The organism is Paenibacillus sp. GCM10028914 (assembly GCF_042666275.1).
Taxonomy (GTDB): Bacteria; Bacillota; Bacilli; order Paenibacillales; family Paenibacillaceae; genus Paenibacillus_AQ.
Genome location: NZ_JBHTFO010000021.1, coordinates 29,349 through 49,587, shown reverse-complemented (window position 1 = coordinate 49,587; position 20,239 = coordinate 29,349). Strand labels below are relative to the sequence as shown.

Genomic DNA, 20,239 nt, shown 5'->3' with positions numbered 1-20,239 from the left:
AATAGATAAATTTTAATGTTCTTAATTTAATTGCGTTCGTAAATGATCCGTAATCCTTCCAATGTAAGCATGGAGTCGATCTTATCTATAGAGTCGGTTTCACTTGCGATAAGCTCTGCTAATCCACCGGTCGCGATAACCTTCACACTGTCTGATTCCATCTCTGCCTTGATCCGTTTTACAAGACCATCAACCTGGCCCGCGTAGCCAAAAATAATTCCAGCCTGCATCGCATGAACTGTATTGCGCCCAATAACCTTCTTCGGCTTCTCAAGCTCCACCCGTGGGAGTTTAGATGCACGCTGAACAAGCGCTTCAGTTGCTATACCGATTCCCGGAACAATAGCGCCCCCGAGATAGTTGCCCTTATTATCTATGCAGTCAAAAGTCGTCGCCGTACCGAAATCTACAACGATTAGAGGACCACCATACTTCTCGACAGCTGCCACTGCGTTTACAATTCGGTCTGCACCGACTTCTCTCGGATTTTCATAACGAAGATTCAGACCTGTTTTGATTCCCGGGCCTACAATAAGCGGAGTCTTCTTTATATATTTAAGGCACATTTCCTCCACCACGCCCACCAGCGGGGGAACAACAGAAGAAACAATAACCCCTTCTATTTCGCTTACCAATATATTAGACATTTGAAACAGGTTATGAATTAATACCCCATACTCATCCACTGTAGATTGACGTGAGGTACTAATTCGAAAATGATGAAGAAGCTCTTTGTCTTGATAAATACCTAATACGATGTTTGTATTGCCTACATCCACAACAAGAATCATGATGTTCCGCCTCCTTTCTTGGCGTTTAAGTCTAAGCTGATATCCAAACTGTTAAAAGAGTAAGTCAAACGTCCAACGGAAATAACCTCAACGCCTGACATGGCGATCGTCCGAACCGTATCAAGTGTAACATTTCCGGAAGCTTCCGTTATAACATGCGGTGAAACTGCCTTGATGCGGCGAACAGCATCTGCCATCGTCACAGGATCCATATTATCAAGCATGATAATATCAGCGCAAGCTGTTAATGCTTCCTCCACCTGCTCCATAGACTCGGTTTCAACCTCGATTTTCATTGTGTGCGGGATATTGCTTCGCGCTCTACTAACAGCCTGAGTGATGCCACCTGCACCCTTAATATGATTATCCTTAATCATAACCGCATCATACAACCCGAATCGATGGTTAGCTCCTCCACCCACGCGTACAGCATATTTCTCAAGCATACGGTGACCCGGTGTTGTTTTACGTGTATCCACAAGTCTGGTAGGAAGTCCCTCCAGAGCATCCACAAAAGCTCGCGTCTTCGTAGCAATGCCTGATAAGCGTTGAAGCAAATTAAGCGCAAGCCGCTCAGCGGTCAATATGCGGTGAGTGCTGCCCTCGATCTCTGCTAAAATATCTCCCTTCTCCACCCGTTGTCCATCCTGGACATGGGCTTTGAACACTAGATCCTTATCCACGATCTGAAACACAAGTTCCGCAACCGGCATACCAGCTACAATTCCACCTTCTTTAGCATGAATAATCGCTTTAGATTCATGCCCCTCCGGAATTGTTGTTATCGTTGTTATATCACCCGATCCAACGTCCTCACGAAGCCAAGCCTCGATATTCTCAACCAAGCTTTTATTATATCCGTTAAACATCATCGCTGAATTCCTCCGTCATTCCTTGATCCAGGACATGAACAATATGTTTACGCCATCCTTCATTATCTCGCAGCGGAAAATCTTCACGGTAATGGGCTCCCCGGCTCTCTTCACGGCGCAGCGCACCTTGAACAACCAAGAGGGAACTTGTGAGCATATTTGCGAACTCATATTCCTCCCGTTTCGTGAGCACGGAGTGAAATATCGGAAGTTGGCGGTTCAAGTCATCGATCGCACGAAGCAGTGTATCCTTACTTCGACGTAAACCCGCATACCGAACCATCACTTTCTGTAGCTTCAGTCTGCGTTCCACAATAGCTTGTGAGGGCGATTCTTTGCGTTCCCAACTGAAGGATAGTTGTAACTCGTCGGAACCATTTCCGGGCAGATTTCTGATTTGCTCCACAATTCTCCGCCCATATACTAATGCCTCGGATAAGGAGTTACTCGCCAAGCGATTGGCACCATGAACTCCAGTAGATGAAACTTCCCCACATGCGAATAGTCTGGAAATACTGCTCTTTCCATACAAATCGGTTTTAACGCCCCCCATCATATAATGCGCTGCAGGGGATACGGGAATCCAATCGGTTGTCAAATCAAGTCCGTATCTCATACAAGTTTCGTAGATGGTCGGGAAACGGCGCTTCACCATTTCAGGCGATTCATGAGTAATATCGAGATAAACAAACGTTGCCCTGGTCTCTTCCATTTCACTTACGATCGCTCTAGCCACAATGTCTCGTGGGGCAAGCTCTTGCAGTTCATGATATCGTTCCATGAAACGCTCACCTTTAATATTCCGAAGATAAGCTCCTTCACCTCGAACTGCTTCCGATATTAAAAATCTTGGTGCACCTGGGTAGCTAAGAGCGGTTGGGTGGAACTGAATAAATTCCATATCTCTAATCTCGGCGCCTGCACGGTAAGCCATAGCAACGCCATCTGCCGTAGCCACCTCTGGATTGGTTGTATAACGGTATAGCTGACCAGCTCCACCGGAGCATAACACTGTTGCCTGCCCTCGCACAAATACACGACTGCCATCTGGCATTTGCACCAGGGCACCTAAACATACATTTTCCTCTGTAACAAGGTCAATTACAAAATGGTCATCCCATACAGTCACATTATGATGCTGCTCTACCTGAATGGAAAGAGCACGTACAATTTCGTATCCCGTCGCATCTCCATTCGCATGGAGAATTCTTCGATGACTGTGCGCTCCCTCTTTCGTCAATGCGAGCTCACCGTTCTCAATATCAAAGGTGGTTCCTAACCGAATTAAATCCTGTACACCCGCTGGACCTTCATGAACCAGAACATCAACAGCTGTAGAAGAGCAGAGTCCAGCTCCTGCTAAAAGCGTATCGTGCCGATGATATGCCGGAGAATCATCCTCTGCCGTCACAGCCGCAATTCCGCCCTGAGCATAACGCGTATTGCTCTCCATTAGCGATTTTTTAGTGATTAGCAATACGCTATGGTCAGCACTGGCTTCAATCGCCGTATATAATCCAGCTATCCCCGAACCAATCACGATTACATCTGTCTCAACTACCGGCAAATCCTGCAGATCAAAATCAATTAAATACTGCGGTATCACGTAATTCACCTGTCTTTTAGCAAAGAGTAGCGCATGCTACTTTACTTGTAACATGCGCTCTAATGAGGTTCGGGCCTTCTCGGCAACCACGGGTGGAACATAGATTTGTGGCTTCATGGTCTCAAGACATTTAACGAGTTTTTTAAGATTATTTACTTTCATATTCGGACAAACCAGAAATTTCGTAGCAAAATGGAAGGATTTATCCGGACTATCTAAACGAAGCTGATACCCTGTTCCATCTTCTGTGCCTACAATGAATTCTTTGCAAGAGGAATCCCTGCAATATTCTAAAATTGCCGTTGTGCTACCCACAAAATCGCCCATTGCTACGACTTCCGGCCGACATTCTGGATGAACAACAAACTCTGCATTCGGGTACTTAGCCTTCATCTCCACGACATCTTTAACGGTTAGCATATCATGTGTATTACAATAACCTTCCCAAATAATAAGCTTCTTGTCGGTATGCTGCTGAACATAATGACCTAGATTTTTATCAGGGACCCAAATAATCTCATCCGAATCAACAGATTGAATAACCTTAACAGCGTTAGAAGATGTGCAGCAGATGTCGGTCTCCGCTTTAATCTCTGCTGAGGAGTTAATATATGTTACGACCTTTGCATTTGGATGCTGCGCTTTTAACTTACGAAGCCCATCGACATTAACCATGTCTGCCATAGGACATCCAGCACGTTCGTCGGGAATAATCACCGTTTTATTTGGTGCAAGAATTTTTGCACTCTCACCCATGAAATGTACACCGCAAAATACGATTGTATCTGCATCGGTCTGAGCAGCCTTCTGTGCAAGCAGGAAAGAATCTCCCCGGAAATCAGCTACTTCCTGAATTTCATCTCTCTGGTAGTAATGAGCCAAAATAATGGCATTGCGTTCCTTTTTCAACTGCATTAATCGTTCGCGCAGTTCACGGTTTTGTTCCGCTTTACGCTCCAGTGCCAAAGCTTCCACGAGTGACCCTCTCCCCTTATGTATTGCGGTCCACGATGACCGCTGGTGACAATGTCCAAGATGCTGGTATTTTCTTTGTGAAAGGATGCACCTTTCGTTTATCACCTAATGTACACAACGTTCGAATGACTGTCAATGTGACAAGAAGCACAAAAAGAACCGGAAAACGAATGATCGTTCTCCGGTTCTTTGTTTTTATTCGGAATGCGACGTTTTTATCGCATTTCTTACGTCAATCTATTATTACCGTTGTCCGAACCGCCCGGAGGAGTTTCTCCGTCCGGATCTTTGCGTTCTGGATCGTTACCGTCTAATGGATTGTTCGGGATATCATCGCTTGATTTAGGCTGTTCAGCTTCATCTTTACCTTGAATCCGAACGCGCACGTCACCGATGTTATCGATAACAGGCTCTCCATTCTCGGATGATCCTTGACCGCCATCTCCTGAATCCTCTTTGTCACTGAGTGCGCCTGTCTCGATCAATTGCTTAATCTGTTCAAGCTCCAGTGTCTCTTCTTCAAGGAGTGTATTCGCGATCAGATGAACTTCCTTGGAGTGCTCTGTGAGCACCTGCTTACACTTCTCATAACATTCATTGATGAAGCGTTGCATTTCCTGATCGATTTCGTAAGCGATTTGATCACTGTAGTTCTGCTCATGTCCGATATCGCGGCCCAAGAATACTTGACCTTGTGAAGTACCGAACTGCATAGGTCCGAGTTTCTCACTCATACCATATTCTACAATCATGCTACGGATAATGCCTGTAGCCTGCTGGAAGTCGCTATATGCACCAGTTCCGATTTCACCAATGAACAACTCTTCAGCTACACGGCCGCCAAGCAAACCAGTAACGCGGTCGAGAAGTTCTTGTTTCGTTACGAGCATACGGTCTTCCTTCGGCATCATAATAACATATCCACCAGCGCGTCCGCGCGGAATGATCGTTACTTTATGCACCATATCAGCATGCTCAAGGAAATAACCAACAATGGTATGGCCTGCTTCGTGGTAAGCCACAATTCGTTTCTCGCGATCACTGATCACGCGGCTGCGTTTCTCAGTACCGACAATAACGCGGTCAATAGCTTCATCCACTTCACGCATGGAAATATCTTTACGATTACGACGTGCTGCAAGTAGAGCCGCTTCATTCAAGAGGTTCTCCAGATCAGCACCAGTGAAACCTGTTGTCCGTTTCGCAATAATATCGAGTCTAACGTCTTTCGTAAGTGGTTTGTTACGCGCGTGTACTTTAAGTACCGCTTCACGCCCCTTCACGTCTGGACGATCAACCGTAATCTGACGGTCAAAACGGCCTGGACGGAGCAAGGCTGGGTCAAGAATATCCGGACGGTTCGTCGCAGCCACGATAATGATACCTTCGTTAGCTCCGAATCCATCCATCTCTACGAGCAATTGGTTGAGCGTCTGCTCACGTTCGTCATGTCCGCCGCCAAGTCCAGCGCCACGCTGACGACCAACTGCATCGATCTCGTCAATAAAGATAATACAAGGAGCATTCTTCTTCGCGTTCTCGAACAAGTCACGAACACGCGATGCACCGACACCGACAAACATTTCAACAAAGTCGGAACCGGAGATACTGAAGAATGGCACACCTGCTTCACCCGCAACTGCACGAGCTAGGAGGGTTTTACCGGTACCCGGAGGGCCCACAAGAAGAACACCTTTTGGAATACGAGCGCCAACTGTGTTAAACTTGCGCGGATCTTTCAAGAAGTCAACAACTTCAACAAGTTCCTGCTTCTCCTCATCTGCTCCCGCTACATCCTCAAATGTAATCTTTTTCTTCTCTTCATTATAAAGACGGGCTTTACTCTTACCAAAGTTCATCACTTTGCCGCCGCCGCCTTGAGCCTGATTGAACAGGAAGAAGAACAGAATGAACATGATTACAAGCGGAATAAATGATGATAACAAGGTCAGCCAAATGCTCTGGCCTTCCATCTTCTTGACGTTGAATTCAATCTCGTTCTGTTCGCTTGCCTGAACAAGTTCATTCATCGCGTCATCAGTAGCAGGAATGTAGGTCGAGAAATTCTCTGACTGATCTTCACCCTTGGGATTCTTATATTTACCGGTCACAAGGTATGCATAACCGTCAAATTGAGCTGTAATTTCTTTTACGTTGTTGGCCTTGATTTCCTGCCGCAGCTGATCATACCTAGGGTTATCGGCTACTTCGTTGCCGTTGGTAACGAATTGCACGATTCCCACCACGACTAAAAATAGAATCAAATAAAAACCAGAATTCCGGATGAACCGATTCATCCCCTACCTCCTCTCAAAGACACATAAGATATTTTACCACAGCCTGTCTGACCATCTCAACAAGACGAAATGGCGCAGGGATCAGCAATCATTGATTCCTGATCCAGCTTGGTATTTAGTTGCTGTAAATCTCCGGTTTCAAAACCCCGATGTAAGGGAGGTTCCGGTAATGCTCAGCATAATCCAGACCATATCCTACAACAAACGCATCAGGGATAACAAACCCAGTATAGTCTGCCTGTAAGTCTACAGTCCGGCGTGCCGGTTTATCAAACAGTGTCACCACGGCAACTGATTTGGCACTACGGTTCTCAAGCAGTTCGATCAAATAGCTGAGTGTCAGACCGCTGTCGATAATATCTTCAACAATCAATACGTCTCTACCTTCAACAGATACATCCAAATCTTTAATAATTTTTACGACTCCGGATGATTTCGTTGAAGCACCATAACTCGACACTGCCATGAAATCCAGTTCCATAGGTACCGTTATGTTCTTAACCAAATCCGCCATAAAAATAAACGCACCTTTGAGAACACAAATCACCAAAGGATCGCGTCCCTCATATTCTGCGCTGAGTTTCTCCCCTAATTCCTTAACCTTAGCCTGTATTTCCTCTTCGCTGAAAAGTACTTCCTGAATGTCATTCTGCAACTGATAGAACCTCCTACGTGTTTATACTATGAAAGTGAAAAACGGGCCATTCCCATTTTACACTTTCTCCGCATCCACGAGTTCCATGCGGAGAATACATGATGTATGCCGCCCAACAGCAGCGTGAACAGAGCGTCTTACACCCGGAATCCATACGATGCTACCCGAGCCATCGCATACTATAGGGATCATGGAACGAACAGACGGAGGCACTTTCTCATCAATGAGAATATCTTTTACCTTTTTACTGCCGTTTAATCCCATGATCTTCATCTTGTCTCCGGGCTGCCTGCAGCGCACAGTCAAAGGGAAAACAAGTTGATCTGCATCAAAGGATGCCTCACCTGATGACATGTTAATGCTATCTCTCATTTCCTCTTTGTTCATACGCTCAAGCCTTAAAATCTTTCCGATTTCCGGCAGAGCCAGATCCGGTCCATCGGGGGATTTCAATTGATATATGTAATTCCCCTGTCTTTCAAGTGGTTTAGGCATAAAACTCACCTCACCGTATTCACGGATACAGGTCAAACCGCCTCCTAAATCCAGACGCCAATTCGTCCGGCGATCCTGTAAAACCCCTTGGCGAACCGTTTCAATCTTTACGAAATCAGAATTTTCCTGGTCTGCCGACAGATAATTTAATATTAGTTTAATCAAACGCCGTTGTAAAGCGACATGTAGGCCCAAAAAGGAAGGCGCGTCAAATGCGAGCCTTCCATCGATCTCCCGTACGTAGGAACGATAAGCATTCTCAGCAGCGAGATCCATGAAGTCATCCTCCTCCCCGATCACCTCAGCAAGCTGATTAAGGGAGGACGAGATTTGACCATTATACCGTTCCAGAAACGGAAGTACTTCCAGACGAACAGCGTTACGACGGTATTTTGTCGTCAGATTGCTACAATCCACTGCGTAGGAATAACCACTTTGATCGCATAAATCTAACAAGTCCGTCTTGTTAATACGAAGTAACGGACGGATCAGTTTCACATTTTTTTGGGTTCTTTTTATTTTCATGCCAGCAAGGCCCGAAGGACCTGTACCACGTAGCAAACGCATCAGTACGGTTTCCGCCTGATCATCTGCATGATGAGCTAGGGCAATGGATTTTGCACCATATTTGGCCGCAGTTTCAAAAAGGAACTCGTATCGCTTATCCCGAGCTGCCTCCTGAAGACCTTTCCCGCTTTGCTCCATATATGCAGGCACGTCAATATAAGCCGTTTCTACTGGAATACCTAAAGATTCGGCAAGATTTTGTACCATGATAGCCTCATCATCCGATTCCTGACGGAACCCGTGATGTACATGAGCACACACGAGTTTAAGCGGTGTTCTTCGGCTTGAAATCTCATGAAGAACGTGTAATAAAGCTACAGAATCCGGACCACCGGAAACAGCAACAATGATGACATCACCAGCCGACCATAGTTTTTTCTCGCGTGCCACATCCTCAACACGTTCAACTAATGATCTCAAATAATCATGTTCCAATTTTGTTTGTCCCCTTTTTTTAGTGCGGGTAAGATCAGAAGGCAATGTTCCATGTGACTGTCTTATGTTCGGAGGAACAAATAAACAGCGCATCCTAAAACAATGAGCGACATAACAAATGAATTTTTAAGCCACTGTGGTGTCTTTTCTAGCCCTCCGTCTAACTGAGAGGGAGAATACACACTGCTTCTCCAGTGGTTCACCGCTTCCCGTGAATCTGCGAATTCGCCTGCAAGGGCTTTGCTCAACCAGCTGGCGTATGGCCTGAGCTGTGGGCTTTTTCGCAGCGCAACTTGAAGATCCGCAGCAGTGCGGACCTGTGGCAGCTGTGCAGAGGCCGATTTAAGTGCCTCCTCATCCAGTAACTGAATACACATCACGGCAAACGAGAACAGATCATATGCTTCATCCCCAGTCCGGCTACCAGCATTCCAATACCCACGGTCATACCATTCCGTAAACTGCTTCACACTTCGACCTACCGCACTGACACCACCATAATCTATCAATTCCACTTGACCGTATGTTGTCACCATTACGTTTGCAGGCTTTAAATCACCAAAAATATACCCAGACCTATGCAGTGCAGTGAGTTTTTGTAGTAGTTTTAGGCCTACGAGACCAAGCCATTCTCTCCCCCGAGAACGAATAAAACGCTGCAGCTGACTTCCCTCAATATATCGCATGACATAAAAAGGTACTTCTCCACTGCTATCCTGATGATCATCAGCTTCCACCAGATATGGATTGGGCATCTGCTCTTTTAATGTATTTAGTACATTGATTTCTGATTGCAGATCTAACGTATCGAATCCGATTTTTAATGCATATCGCTCCGTACGCCCAAGACGCTGTACTAAATAGACTCTGCCGTTTGCCCCTTTGCCTAACATCCGCTCCACGATGTACCGACTCTTCCGCCATTTGCCTGTAATTACGGTCCCTGGCGGATAACCGGAATTAGACAACGTAGTCACCGAGCATCCCTTCCTCTTGGCCGGAATCAGCCCGCCATAATTGATTACCTTCTAGTGTACCATAACGGTAATAATCAATCACCTTCAGCAAGGCTGGTCCCGTTGGGGTAGCACCTTTCATCTGGAGTCTTTGGAATATAGCTTTTACCCCATCCAGATTAGGTGTCCAGTCGACATCTTTAACGATATCCTCTCCGCTTCCGCGTCCTGGAAAATGAAATACCGCAAGTCTACTTGAACCAGCCCGTGCCTTTAAGCTGAGCATCAAATCTCTTATCGCTTCTTCCACTGCACCGAGCTTGGGCTTCATACTTGCACTCGCATCAATTAATAGCGCAACCTGAAGCGGAGAAGTCTCGGCAAGCTCATCTACAACCTCCACAACCTGCGACCGTTTCTCGGGTGGGAGATCTTCAAGCGTACCTCCTCCTAATATTTGCTGTATCTCTTTATTGACTGCTTGCTGTATCGTTTGAACAACCGTTTTACGGGTCATCATTTGCATCGTTCTTGCGAGTTGAGTGGTTCCAACAATCCTATGGATTCCTCCTCCGGCTTTTGCAATCTCTTGAATTTCAAAGGCACCTAACTCGCCTATCGTTCCATAATCGAGTACACCGACAACATTAACCGTGATCCCTTCCTGCAGCGCATGTGCAGCTGCCATAACTGGACTCGGCCCGACATTGGAGCAACCGTCCGTGATAAGCAATATCTGTTTCATCTTTGTACCCTCCCGTCATCTTCTTAAAACTATCGTCTGTCTCTAGCATTCCCATTTTTAGAGAGTTCAAACGATATATTAGAAGATTAGACAGGGATTTCCCGGGTAATTTAACAACTCATTCCTTTCCTCCTAAAAGGATATATAATTTCGATCAAATATTCTCCTTATCAACTTACAGTGCGCGGCCGCTCCATCCTTGCAAAGCCTGGCACGTGAACATTAGCCCATTCAGGGTGGAAGTGATCCACACGTCCTACCACAACTGTCATATCATCATGGATCTGATTCTGCTGGTAACGAATGACCTTTTCCAATAAACAATCAGCTATTTCCTGAGGATCAGAGCTGTTTACTTCTTGGATAATTCGTTTCATCCAAAGTTCCTTGTTTACCGCATACCCTGGTGCATCATAAATACCATCTGTCATCATAATAAGCACATCACCTGCCTGAAGCTGTACAGATACCAAATCCACCTCGATATCCTGGATGATACCAATTGGTAAATTGCTCGCAGTAACAGGGATGACCTCATTCCCTCTTTTGATAAAACTTGGTGTGGACCCGATTTTCATAAAAATAGTCTGAGCAGAGTATTGATCAATCAACGCCATATCCACCGTTGCATATATCTCTTCTGGCGAACGTAGCATTAATATTGAATTCACGGATTTGATCGCCAGCTTCTCATCCATACCTGACTGAAGCAGCTGTTCTAATATATTAAGTGCAGAGCTGCTCTCCATTCTTGCTCGCTCTCCATTACCCATTCCGTCACTTAACGCAACCGCAAACGTTCCATTTCCGAGTTCTACCGTACTGAAGCTGTCTCCTGATAATAAATCTCCTCCTTTGGCTGCTGCGGCCACACCTGTCGTAATTTCGAATGACTTCGCTGATCCAAATCGTACTGTAACAAGACCATCTCGCGGATGAGTCATCGTTTCGTCCACGACGGCAATATGTTCCCCGATGATATCCGAAAGAAGTGGTGCGATGATCTTCCGGCACTCATCGTATCCTCTCGTATAGGCATGAATAATCTCAATTTCCACATGACCCGAATCCAAACTTATAATATCAATGCCTTGTATCGACAGGCCAAGATGCTGCAATGCTTCTCGAATCTGCTCTTCCTGGATATGCATAGTCTCGCTTTCCCGCTTAATCTCACGCGCCAGGTCCTCCATAACCTGGGATACACCAGATAGTTGCTCGGCTACTAGATGGCGACTATCGAATATTTGGCGTTTCCACTGCATATCATGTTGGTAGAGGTGATATTGCTGCTTGAGAAGACCAAGTACCTCATCCTTCTTTCCGCAAATTTTATCCCAAGCCTTTGGAAGATCCTTGGTCTCCACTTCCGGATTTTCCTCGATGGTGGTCATCATATCGCTCATATATTTATAGGTCTGATAAAACTTCGCATCCCAGCAGTGATTCCGCTTAAAGCAGGAGGAGCAAGCCCCTTCTGCAACTGCATCCATAAAATGATTCATTTCCTCCGTCTGTTTACCAGGCGGCTGCATCGTCTCCGTTGTCTGCCCAAAGCTCTGTGAAAGCTGGCGGAACACCTTAGAGAATTGGGTCACCCGGTCTGCAGTCAAATCCCGCACCCTTTTCGCATACTCATGCTGGGACTTGGTATGATCCTGAGTGCCCGGTACATACTTGCTTATGGCACGCGTCACGCTTTTAGGCGTAATTAGGAATAGCCCAATCGCTATACAAGTTTCCCATGTAGAAACCATGACCTCATTCGGTTTATTAAAATAAATGGACAATATCGTCGCTCCAAGCAGCATTCCGAGTGAGACACCACCCTTTTTGCCTTCTCGGAGCATACCCGCGAGCATTCCTGAGAATGCAAGCAAACTCATCTGGGCAAAGGCTGATATATCAGCCAAACTTAAGATCAATCCCGTGACCACACCGACGGAAGCACCGAGCGGCGCTCCACCAACTAAGGCAAACAGCAGTATCAGATAGCGTGATAGCACATGCTCTAGGGACATTCCCTGAATGACCCAGCCCACAGCACCCGTCATAACCGAAGCAAGGAGTATGATAAGGCAAAGAATTTCCTCGTTTTTAAGAACATAATTTTTTTTGCGCAGCGTCAGTACCGGAATCGCCTGGATAAATACGAGCGTCAGTACGAATCCGAGTACCGCATCCAGTGTCATCATCATGATCGAGTACCAGGTCATGGATGGACCAATTAATAGCGCGAACAAGTTCACAACGAAAGTCGATACGAACACCATCAGCGGTGCATATGACAACTCCGCACGTTCATAAGATTCAAGTCCCCTAAGCATAAAGTAGAAAAGAATAAGCTCGGCTGGAATCATCAATGCTGATAGGCTTGAAGCGAAAAAGCTGCCTGCAATTACCGCTACCCCTACCGGAACCATATAATCTCTTCGCATAAAGGCTATGACTGCAAAATAAGCGACTGCAAACGGTGATAGCTCATCTAGAATCATCGCTCTTCCGAGCAGAAACCCCATAAATGTCAGCAATATCATCCACTTTTTCGCGGCCAGTAGCTCAAGAGGGCGCTGCAGAAAAGACATTTGCCCAATACGATCCGCTAAGCGGGCACGAATAGCTCCCGCTCTTCCTTTTGCCGTTTCTGTCCCCGGAAACAATACCACGTTTCTTTTTTCCATCACCCTGGCACCCCATTCTTTCACGAATTTGTTTGGTCTCATTATAAAACCCTCCTAACGAGAAAGTTTGTCAGAACACCGGACGAGCCCAAAAGAAATTTCCGACAAAAAAGCCTGCCCTCGCGAAAACTCGTGGAAGACAGGTCAATCCCTTGGTATAGTAGCTATTCAGGTGATTCAAGTAACCATATATTGGGTAATTCATTTCCCGAATTGGGGCGACTGGATTTTTTCGTTTCAACGTTTAGGGCCGTAAATCACGTAGGAACATGTCGTACCCTTGTATTACACGACAAAAAAACCGCAGAAGGTTATTTCCTTCTGCGGTAAATTATATTTTATCGAATTATACTCGTTTGGCTCCGCGTCCACCGCGTTTGCCTTCCGTATTCTTCTTAAGCGAAGAAATTCGTTCTTCACTATCTTTTAGGAAACGTGACATTTTATCCTCAAAAGAAGGCTTATTGGCCGCAGGCTTAAACGGGCGTCCGCCGCGATCACGGTTATATCCTCCTCCGCCGCCACCTCCGAATCTTTCTCCGCCGCCTCCACTACGCTCCGGTCTAGGTGCGCGGGGTGGACGACTTTCGGAAGCCGGCTTGTCGACAGCTTGCTTAATCGAAAGACCGATCTTACCATCCTTGTCGACATTAATCACCTTCACGGTAACGACATCGTTGATCTTCAAGTGATCGTTGACATCCTTAACGTAGTTGTCGGCGATCTCCGAGATGTGAACGAGGCCCGTGACACCTCCTGACAGATCCACAAATGCTCCAAAATGCGTTATGCCTGTCACCTTGCCCTCTAACTTGGTGCCCACTTCAATTGCCATAGAATAAAATGATCCTCCCTTAAAAATATACAGTCCGATTTCTTGAATCTCACTGCGGTGATTTGATTATACCCAATGACCGAAAAGAGGTCAACAGACGTATGTCATGGCTTTACCGGCTTTATTCACCCTCATTTTGTGGTTGAATAATAGGAACTTCTGTCGGTGGATATAACCCGAACTTCTTCCTAGCAATTTGCCCGATATATTCGGGATCTTGCAGCCTTTCGACCTCAAGACTCAGATTGTTCCACGAATCCTGTACGGCCTTCTGTTCTGTTCGTTTCTGTGCTAGCGTTTCACTCCGGTTCTGGATTTGAACATGTTGAGACCAAAGCGTTGAACCTGCCCAGATCAAAAACAGCGCCATGACGGCCATATACATTCTTTTGCGCCGAAGTGCGCCTTTGTTCTTTGTTGTCTTGTGGGGAGCCTGCTTCGGTTGTTCAGCAAATCTTCCCATGACTCATTCCTCCTAAAACCAGCGCTTCCACGCCTTTATAACCTTGTCCGCCACACGTTTGGACCAAACCGGCATCCTTATACGTGATGTGATCGGCCTTAGCATCCATTTCAGAAGTCTCCAAAAAGGTAACAAACATTTCAGTACCACACGTAAAAGGAACATGACCAATCTCCATAGAAGCTTTAGCAGTCCTTTCAGTAGGTTCAGAATACCTTTGATCGGATTCCAGATCAACGCGCGAAACATCGTCATTAAAACCGATAGCAAGCGTTTTGCCACCTGAATTAACATTACCACAAAACGCCTAGTTATAACACTCCATAATAAAAAATAGATCCAAACCCCTAGAAAGAGCCCTAGAAACACATAAAAACGTAGTTGACCGTAGTTCGTAACATACAGCATTCGGAATACAAATAAAGCCGCTGCGACCCAATACGCTAAATCTAGCGTATGCTGCGACCATCTGGGAAAACGAAGCTGGCCTGCCAGCACCCGGTAGCTGTCATAGGCCAGTCCCATTGCTACTCCGGAGAAGAGCATCCAGAGCAGCGTGATCCATTGGATTTGCGGGTTCATTTAAACAGTTTGCCGAGGAGGCTCTTATTTTTAGCCTGAGACCCGGGATTCAAATAGATAAGGGAATGTACTAATCCATCAATAGTCAGGAGCCCCTCTTCCAGACTCAGATTTTTAATATGTAAATTCTGCCCCCGGATGGTCAGATGTCCAAGTTCCGTCTGAAGCAGGAATTCTTCACTGTCGAAGCTCTCCACATTTTGGACGCCCGTGATGTCAAGCTGCTTACGGTTATGCATCCGCAGGTCATGTTGCTTACCTTTCCCTTGGTCGATCATGGCATGTACCCCTCCTTTTAGAAATAGCTTATGGGGTAGAGCCTGTCTTTAGAACCGCCGCTATATACAAAAAAAGCACTCTCTCACATTTAGTGAAAGAGTGCTTTTGAATGGATTGTACCTACCAGTTCAATCCATTGTCTTTAACGATCGGTTCTTCCTTAACCAAGGTGTAAAGGCTTGTTGCCTCATCCTTACGGGTTGTCTCTGCAAGACGTTCGACGCGAACTGTGACCAGTTTCTGGCCGAATTGAATCGTAATCTCGTCGCCTACCTTGACTGTGCCGCTCGGTTTAGCCTCACGGCCGTTGATCAGCACCCGTCCTTGGTCTGATACATCCTTCGCTACGGTACGCCGCTTGATTAACCTCGATACTTTAAGGAATTTATCGACACGCATTACTTTACAGCTTCTTTAAGTTTGTTACCAGCTTTGAATGCAGGAACATTAGACTCAGGAATTTCAATTGTGTTACCTGTTTGAGGGTTACGGCCCGTGCGTCCTGCACGTTTACGAGTTTCGAATGTACCGAAGCCGATCAATTGTACTTTGTCGCCGCTAGCAAGGGCGTCTGTGATTTCACCAAGGAAACCGTTCAATACGTTTTCTACGTCTTTTTTAGTCAATCCGCTTTTGCTGGAAATGTTGTTGATAAGATCTGTTTTGTTCATGTTTTAAAATCCTCCCAATTATCAAAAAAGTAAAAGATTGCGGTATTGCAGACAGTATGTCAGCAGCATAAGCCGCGAAATACCTTACTTGGATATTCTGGATTGCTTTCTGAATTCCTGCCGCATTACGCTATTTTTTTATTTTTTACGCGAAAAACTGTCTTTTTTCATGGTTTGCCGTCACCATCAGATGACGAAATTTGTTTGGCTGACTGCCATAACGATTCCATCTCTTCTAGTGAGCTCTCATGCACTGACTTGCCCTGTGCTTTCAGCTGCTCTTCGATATACCGAAATCTTGTAACAAACTTCCGGTTTGTTCTCGACAATGCTTCCTCTGGATCAGCTTTTATGAACCGGGCAGCATTACTTACGGCAAAAAGTAAATCACCTAGCTCAAGTGCCTGGTCATCCAGCGATTGCCCTTCGGCAACAGCCTCACGCAGCTCGGCGAGTTCCTCTTCAATCTTCTGGAACACACCATCAATATCATCCCAGTCGAAGCCGACTTTGGATGCTTTTTTCTGCAGCTTATATGCCTTCATCAAAGCCGGGAGATCACGTGGAATGCCATCAAGTACAGATGACTTCTCCGGATCAAGTCCCTTCCGCCGCTTCTCTTCTGCCTTCATCTGTTCCCAGTTTTGAAGAGCGTCCTCCGCATTGTTGGCGGAGTTCTCACCAAAGACGTGTGGATGGCGGAAAATCAACTTATCATTCAATCCTTGAATTACATCATAGACCGTAAATGTACCAAGCTCTTCTTCCATTTGAGAGTGAAGCAGAATTTGAAGCAGCAAATCGCCAAGCTCCTCCTGCATATGTTCAGGATCATCCTCATCAATCGTTTCGAGAACCTCGTATGTCTCTTCAATGAGATTCTTACGAATGGATTCATGAGTCTGCTCCCGATCCCAAGGGCAACCCTCAGGGCTTCGGAGAATGCCAACAATTTCGTGAAGGCGTGCAAAAGTCCGCTTTCGCAGCCTTTCATCATCGCTACGAGGTACATAGACCAGAGATAGGTTACCATAACCCTCAATCCGGTCCAGCTCATACAGCGGTACGCGGACAATGGACTCTTCGCCTTCCACCCCGAGTGCATGTCCAACAATTACCTCATACTCATCCGGATAAATGTCCATCAGTGCAAGCTTAACCTCTGATGCGGTGAACATATCGTAAACTTGGCCGATTAGCGTATGTAGCTGAGGCTGAATGAGACTGCTACGAAGCTCGGCAGCATCCAGCAGCTGAAAGCCTTCAATCGGATCAAATCCGAGGCGTACGAAGGCTTCGTCAAGGAAGCTTTCTCCGCCGAGTACAGTCAGTGGTATTTGCTGCTCCGGGCATCGCTCCCGAAGCAGCTTTACGGTCGCCTCTGCCACCATTGGGTGGCCCGGAACGGCGTAGACAATCTCACTACCGCTATCTTCAGCCAGTGATGCCTGAATTAATGTAGATGCAATAAAATTATATACCTCTGGAAACGTGTCGTGACTCTCATACACGTGATCAAACGATTCCATAACCACACCCAACTCTTCCAGTGCCGATATCACAGGATGAGATAAGGTGCGCACGTAAACCTTGGCAGCACCTTGTAGTGTTTTCATAATGCCTAATGTCAGCCTGTCCGGATTGCCCGAACCGAGACCAACAACCGTAATGGCTGCACTCATAAAGCTTCCTCCGCTCCTCGAACGCCCCTGATGGGCGGTGTTTTTCGTACACTACTATACCACAGACGGAAAAACATCTCACGCCTCGCACATAGTCAACGTAGTATACGCAGCTTTTTAAGCATAGTTGCCAGTGAATTCCCTACTTTCGGCAGCATGCGAAGCTCCTCCTCGGTGAGGAGCTTCGTGATTACCGCCCCAGCCAGAAAGGCAACGCCGCCAGCTGCAACACCGGCTAAGCTTGCAGCCGCAGCATTTAAGCGAACTGAAGCGATACCAGCCGCTGTAATAATAAAGCTGGCTCCACTAGCTGCACCCCACGCCGCCAGTATTAGCCCCGCAAGGATAAGCGCTGGCTTAACGAGCAAATCTTTAACACTCACCCGAAAACCGGTGGACCTTGCTAGAACAGCCACGTTTAACGCAGCAGCAGTGAAGTGTGCCGCTACGCCGGCTATCGCTGCTCCGGTAATACCCATTTTGGGTACAAGCAAAAGGTTAAGCCCTAACTTCAGCGCAGCGCCTGCAAGCAGATGGATCGCTGGTGCCCGAACGATGCCTATACCTTGCAGCAACGCCGCAGATATTATACTTACTGTGCCGCCGACAGCCGTAAAAGCAATCCATCTTAGCACATCACTGCCTACCGCATCTTGGTACAGCATAATGTTAATCGGGGTGGCAAGTGAAGCAAGGCCTACAGATGCTGCAAGGCCCAACAACCAAAACCAGCGCAGTGCTAGACGGCACTGGCTTACCACTAAGCTGTTCTCCCCTTTAAACTTAGCCTCCGCCAAGGCTGGAATGAACAACACAGATAGCGAGGTGGCCATCATAGTCACCAACTGCACAAGCGGTAACCCGCGGTTGTACACCCCAAACTGCGCCATAACAGCCTCACCTGGTAACCCGGTGTCTTTCAACAGCCTAGGCACCGTAAATGTATCCACCAGACCGATTAGCGGCACAGCTAGTGCGCTCAAACATATTGGCACTGCATAAACAGCCAACCGCTGAAGGATGCGCCAATACCCTTCCCGCTCCTCTGGTAAATCCCCTATAGGTTTATGCTGCTCCTTATTGATCACACTCGCGTCCAGGCCTCTTTGTACAGATTTCATGCTACTCCGTGATGAGGATTCTCTACGCCAGTAGTAAGCCATGACAAGCAGACCTGCTGCTCCGCCTGCGGCTGATCCAAAAAGTGCCCCCGCAGCGATTTGATCCACCCCAGCTCCAGAATGAATCATGTACATGAGCAGGACAATCATGACAGCTACCCTTATGCATTGCTCCACAATTTGTGAAACGGCCGTCGGCACCATATTATGCAATCCTTGAAAATACCCTCGCAAGAGAGCCATCCATGGTACGAATGCCAAGGCAAACGCCCCGCTTTGCAGAGCTGGCACGACGTGTTCATCACCGATCCATGTGCCTATTACCGGTGCACCAAAGTACATGACCATACCCAGCAAGAGCCCAAACAGAACAAGGGTTACCGTCGATACACGAAGCATCCTGCGGCTCTCTTCCCACCGTCCAGCAGCCTCATACTCGGCAACATATTTTGACAGAGCCGCCGGGAAACCAGCCGCTGCTATAGTAATAATCATCATATATAACGGATAAACCGTATTATAGATGCCAAAGACGGCGTCGCCGCCCAGGTTCTGCAGCGGTATTTTTTGCAGCGTTCCGATCAGTTTGGAGCCGATCGCGGCTGCACTAAGGATAAATGCTCCCTGAAGTAACCTTGATCCAGTTTCATTCGGTTTCATTGTCTGCCCATTCCCTTACCTCGCCCATATAACAGGACCTTTGATAACCCATTATAACCGGAACAGGATCACAGACTCAAAACTTGAATCTTTCTCAGAATACAAAAAAACTCCCGCCCGTCTTCGGACCAACATGGTCCGTAGATCAGAGGGAGTAAGTTACCTTTATTCAGGAAGGAGCCTCCTGATCTTACTGCTCCATTTGCTTACCAAGGAATGCTGCGGCTGTTTCAGCCATCTTCACTTCCAATTCACCCATCGTTACCGAATCGTCTTTGTTCAGCAATAGAACGCAGCCGATAGGGTCTCCACCTGTAACGATTGGAGCCGCTACGAAGCTTGCAAATTCTTCAGGGTTATCTTTACTGATCTCATATGTGCCTTTGTTTGTTTCCAAAACCGTTTTACGATTTTCCATGCAGTTCTCGAGCAAGTTGCCGATCTGCTTGTCCAAGTATTCTTTCTTGGATCCACCAGCTACAGCGATAAACGTGTCGCGGTCGGAAATAATGGTAATGTGACCAGTACCTTCATACAGGGATTCAGCATATTCTTTTGCGAAGTCACCCAATTCACCGATCGGAGAGTATTTCTTTAAAATAACTTCCCCATCCCGATCTACAAAAATTTCAAGCGGATCTCCTTCACGGATTCGCAGAGTGCGTCTAATTTCTTTAGGGATGACCACGCGCCCGAGGTCATCTATACGGCGGACGATTCCAGTAGCTTTCATTTCACATGTTGCCCCACTTTCTTAAGAAGATTTTTCAACTACTGTTCGATACGGGAAGAGGATGTCCCCAGGTATATAAGTGTAATGTCTGACCATAGTATTCATCCTTTCCCATATCCTTATACATGGTTGGCCCGA

19 protein-coding genes are annotated in these 20,239 nt (G+C 46.6%); all 19 read right to left on the bottom strand.

The genetic code is table 11. The annotated features are described in order from the left end of the window. Positions 1-26: 26 nt before the first annotated feature. The gene (locus ACFQV5_RS25485) at positions 27-791 is read right to left on the bottom strand and encodes a type III pantothenate kinase (protein ID WP_379251378.1); all 765 of its coding nucleotides are present in this window, start codon (positions 789-791) and stop codon (positions 27-29) included. After that, positions 788-1,663: a carboxylating nicotinate-nucleotide diphosphorylase gene (gene nadC, locus ACFQV5_RS25480; RefSeq protein ID WP_379251377.1), complete on the bottom strand. Its 876-nt coding sequence runs from the start codon at positions 1,661-1,663 to the stop codon at positions 788-790. The genes ACFQV5_RS25485 and nadC overlap by 4 nt, the downstream gene beginning before the upstream one ends. Continuing rightward, positions 1,653-3,269: an L-aspartate oxidase gene (gene nadB, locus ACFQV5_RS25475; RefSeq protein WP_379251375.1), complete on the bottom strand. Its 1,617-nt coding sequence runs from the start codon at positions 3,267-3,269 to the stop codon at positions 1,653-1,655. The genes nadC and nadB overlap by 11 nt, the downstream gene beginning before the upstream one ends. Before the next feature lie 36 nt (positions 3,270-3,305). Then, complete coding sequence (gene nadA, locus ACFQV5_RS25470; RefSeq protein WP_379251373.1) at positions 3,306-4,244, bottom strand: quinolinate synthase NadA; 939 nt, start codon at positions 4,242-4,244, stop codon at positions 3,306-3,308. A 227-nt stretch (positions 4,245-4,471) separates the two neighbouring features. Continuing rightward, positions 4,472-6,541 carry an ATP-dependent zinc metalloprotease FtsH gene (gene ftsH, locus ACFQV5_RS25465; protein ID WP_379251371.1) on the bottom strand — a complete coding sequence of 690 codons (2,070 nt, stop codon included), beginning with the start codon at positions 6,539-6,541 and terminating at the stop codon, positions 4,472-4,474. Between the two features lie 115 nt (positions 6,542-6,656). Beyond that, entirely contained in the window at positions 6,657-7,196 is a 540-nt protein-coding gene (hpt, locus tag ACFQV5_RS25460; protein WP_379251369.1) for a hypoxanthine phosphoribosyltransferase, read from the bottom strand. Between the two features lie 57 nt (positions 7,197-7,253). Further along, positions 7,254-8,693, bottom strand: a complete 1,440-nt coding sequence (tilS, locus tag ACFQV5_RS25455) for a tRNA lysidine(34) synthetase TilS (RefSeq protein WP_379251367.1) — start codon at positions 8,691-8,693, stop codon at positions 7,254-7,256. A 62-nt stretch (positions 8,694-8,755) separates the two neighbouring features. Then, positions 8,756-9,670, bottom strand: a complete 915-nt coding sequence (locus ACFQV5_RS25450) for a serine/threonine protein kinase (protein WP_379251366.1) — start codon at positions 9,668-9,670, stop codon at positions 8,756-8,758. Next, a complete protein-coding gene (locus tag ACFQV5_RS25445) occupies positions 9,654-10,394 on the bottom strand; it encodes a vWA domain-containing protein (protein WP_379251364.1) in 741 nt (246 codons plus the stop codon). The genes ACFQV5_RS25450 and ACFQV5_RS25445 overlap by 17 nt, the downstream gene beginning before the upstream one ends. A 170-nt stretch (positions 10,395-10,564) precedes the next feature. Further along, positions 10,565-13,075 (bottom strand): stage II sporulation protein E, encoded by a 2,511-nt coding sequence (gene spoIIE / locus ACFQV5_RS25440; protein ID WP_379251409.1) that lies wholly within the window; start codon positions 13,073-13,075, stop codon positions 10,565-10,567. Between the two features lie 346 nt (positions 13,076-13,421). After that, positions 13,422-13,910 carry a S1 domain-containing RNA-binding protein gene (locus ACFQV5_RS25435; RefSeq protein WP_379251362.1) on the bottom strand — a complete coding sequence of 163 codons (489 nt, stop codon included), beginning with the start codon at positions 13,908-13,910 and terminating at the stop codon, positions 13,422-13,424. Between the two features lie 121 nt (positions 13,911-14,031). Beyond that, positions 14,032-14,373 carry an FtsB family cell division protein gene (locus ACFQV5_RS25430; protein WP_379251360.1) on the bottom strand — a complete coding sequence of 114 codons (342 nt, stop codon included), beginning with the start codon at positions 14,371-14,373 and terminating at the stop codon, positions 14,032-14,034. A 12-nt stretch (positions 14,374-14,385) separates the two neighbouring features. Further along, positions 14,386-14,955, bottom strand: a complete 570-nt coding sequence (gene yabQ, locus ACFQV5_RS25425; RefSeq protein WP_379251358.1) for a spore cortex biosynthesis protein YabQ — start codon at positions 14,953-14,955, stop codon at positions 14,386-14,388. Next, positions 14,952-15,233, bottom strand: a complete 282-nt coding sequence (gene yabP / locus ACFQV5_RS25420; RefSeq protein ID WP_379251356.1) for a sporulation protein YabP — start codon at positions 15,231-15,233, stop codon at positions 14,952-14,954. Before yabP ends, yabQ begins: the two co-directional genes overlap by 4 nt. Positions 15,234-15,354: 121 nt before the next feature. After that, on the bottom strand, positions 15,355-15,633 hold the full coding sequence (locus ACFQV5_RS25415; RefSeq protein WP_379251354.1) for an RNA-binding S4 domain-containing protein: 279 nt from the start codon (positions 15,631-15,633) through the stop codon (positions 15,355-15,357). Beyond that, positions 15,633-15,905, bottom strand: a complete 273-nt coding sequence (locus tag ACFQV5_RS25410) for an HU family DNA-binding protein (protein ID WP_054956725.1) — start codon at positions 15,903-15,905, stop codon at positions 15,633-15,635. Before ACFQV5_RS25410 ends, ACFQV5_RS25415 begins: the two co-directional genes overlap by 1 nt. Positions 15,906-16,072: 167 nt before the next feature. Beyond that, positions 16,073-17,587, bottom strand: coding sequence for a bifunctional methyltransferase/pyrophosphohydrolase YabN (gene yabN / locus ACFQV5_RS25405; RefSeq protein WP_379251351.1), 1,515 nt, complete (start codon positions 17,585-17,587; stop codon positions 16,073-16,075). Positions 17,588-17,682: 95 nt separating this feature from the next. Beyond that, positions 17,683-19,368, bottom strand: a complete 1,686-nt coding sequence (locus ACFQV5_RS25400; protein ID WP_379251349.1) for a putative polysaccharide biosynthesis protein — start codon at positions 19,366-19,368, stop codon at positions 17,683-17,685. Between the two features lie 190 nt (positions 19,369-19,558). After that, complete coding sequence (gene spoVT / locus ACFQV5_RS25395) at positions 19,559-20,101, bottom strand: stage V sporulation protein T (protein ID WP_379251348.1); 543 nt, start codon at positions 20,099-20,101, stop codon at positions 19,559-19,561. Positions 20,102-20,239: the final 138 nt, after the last annotated feature.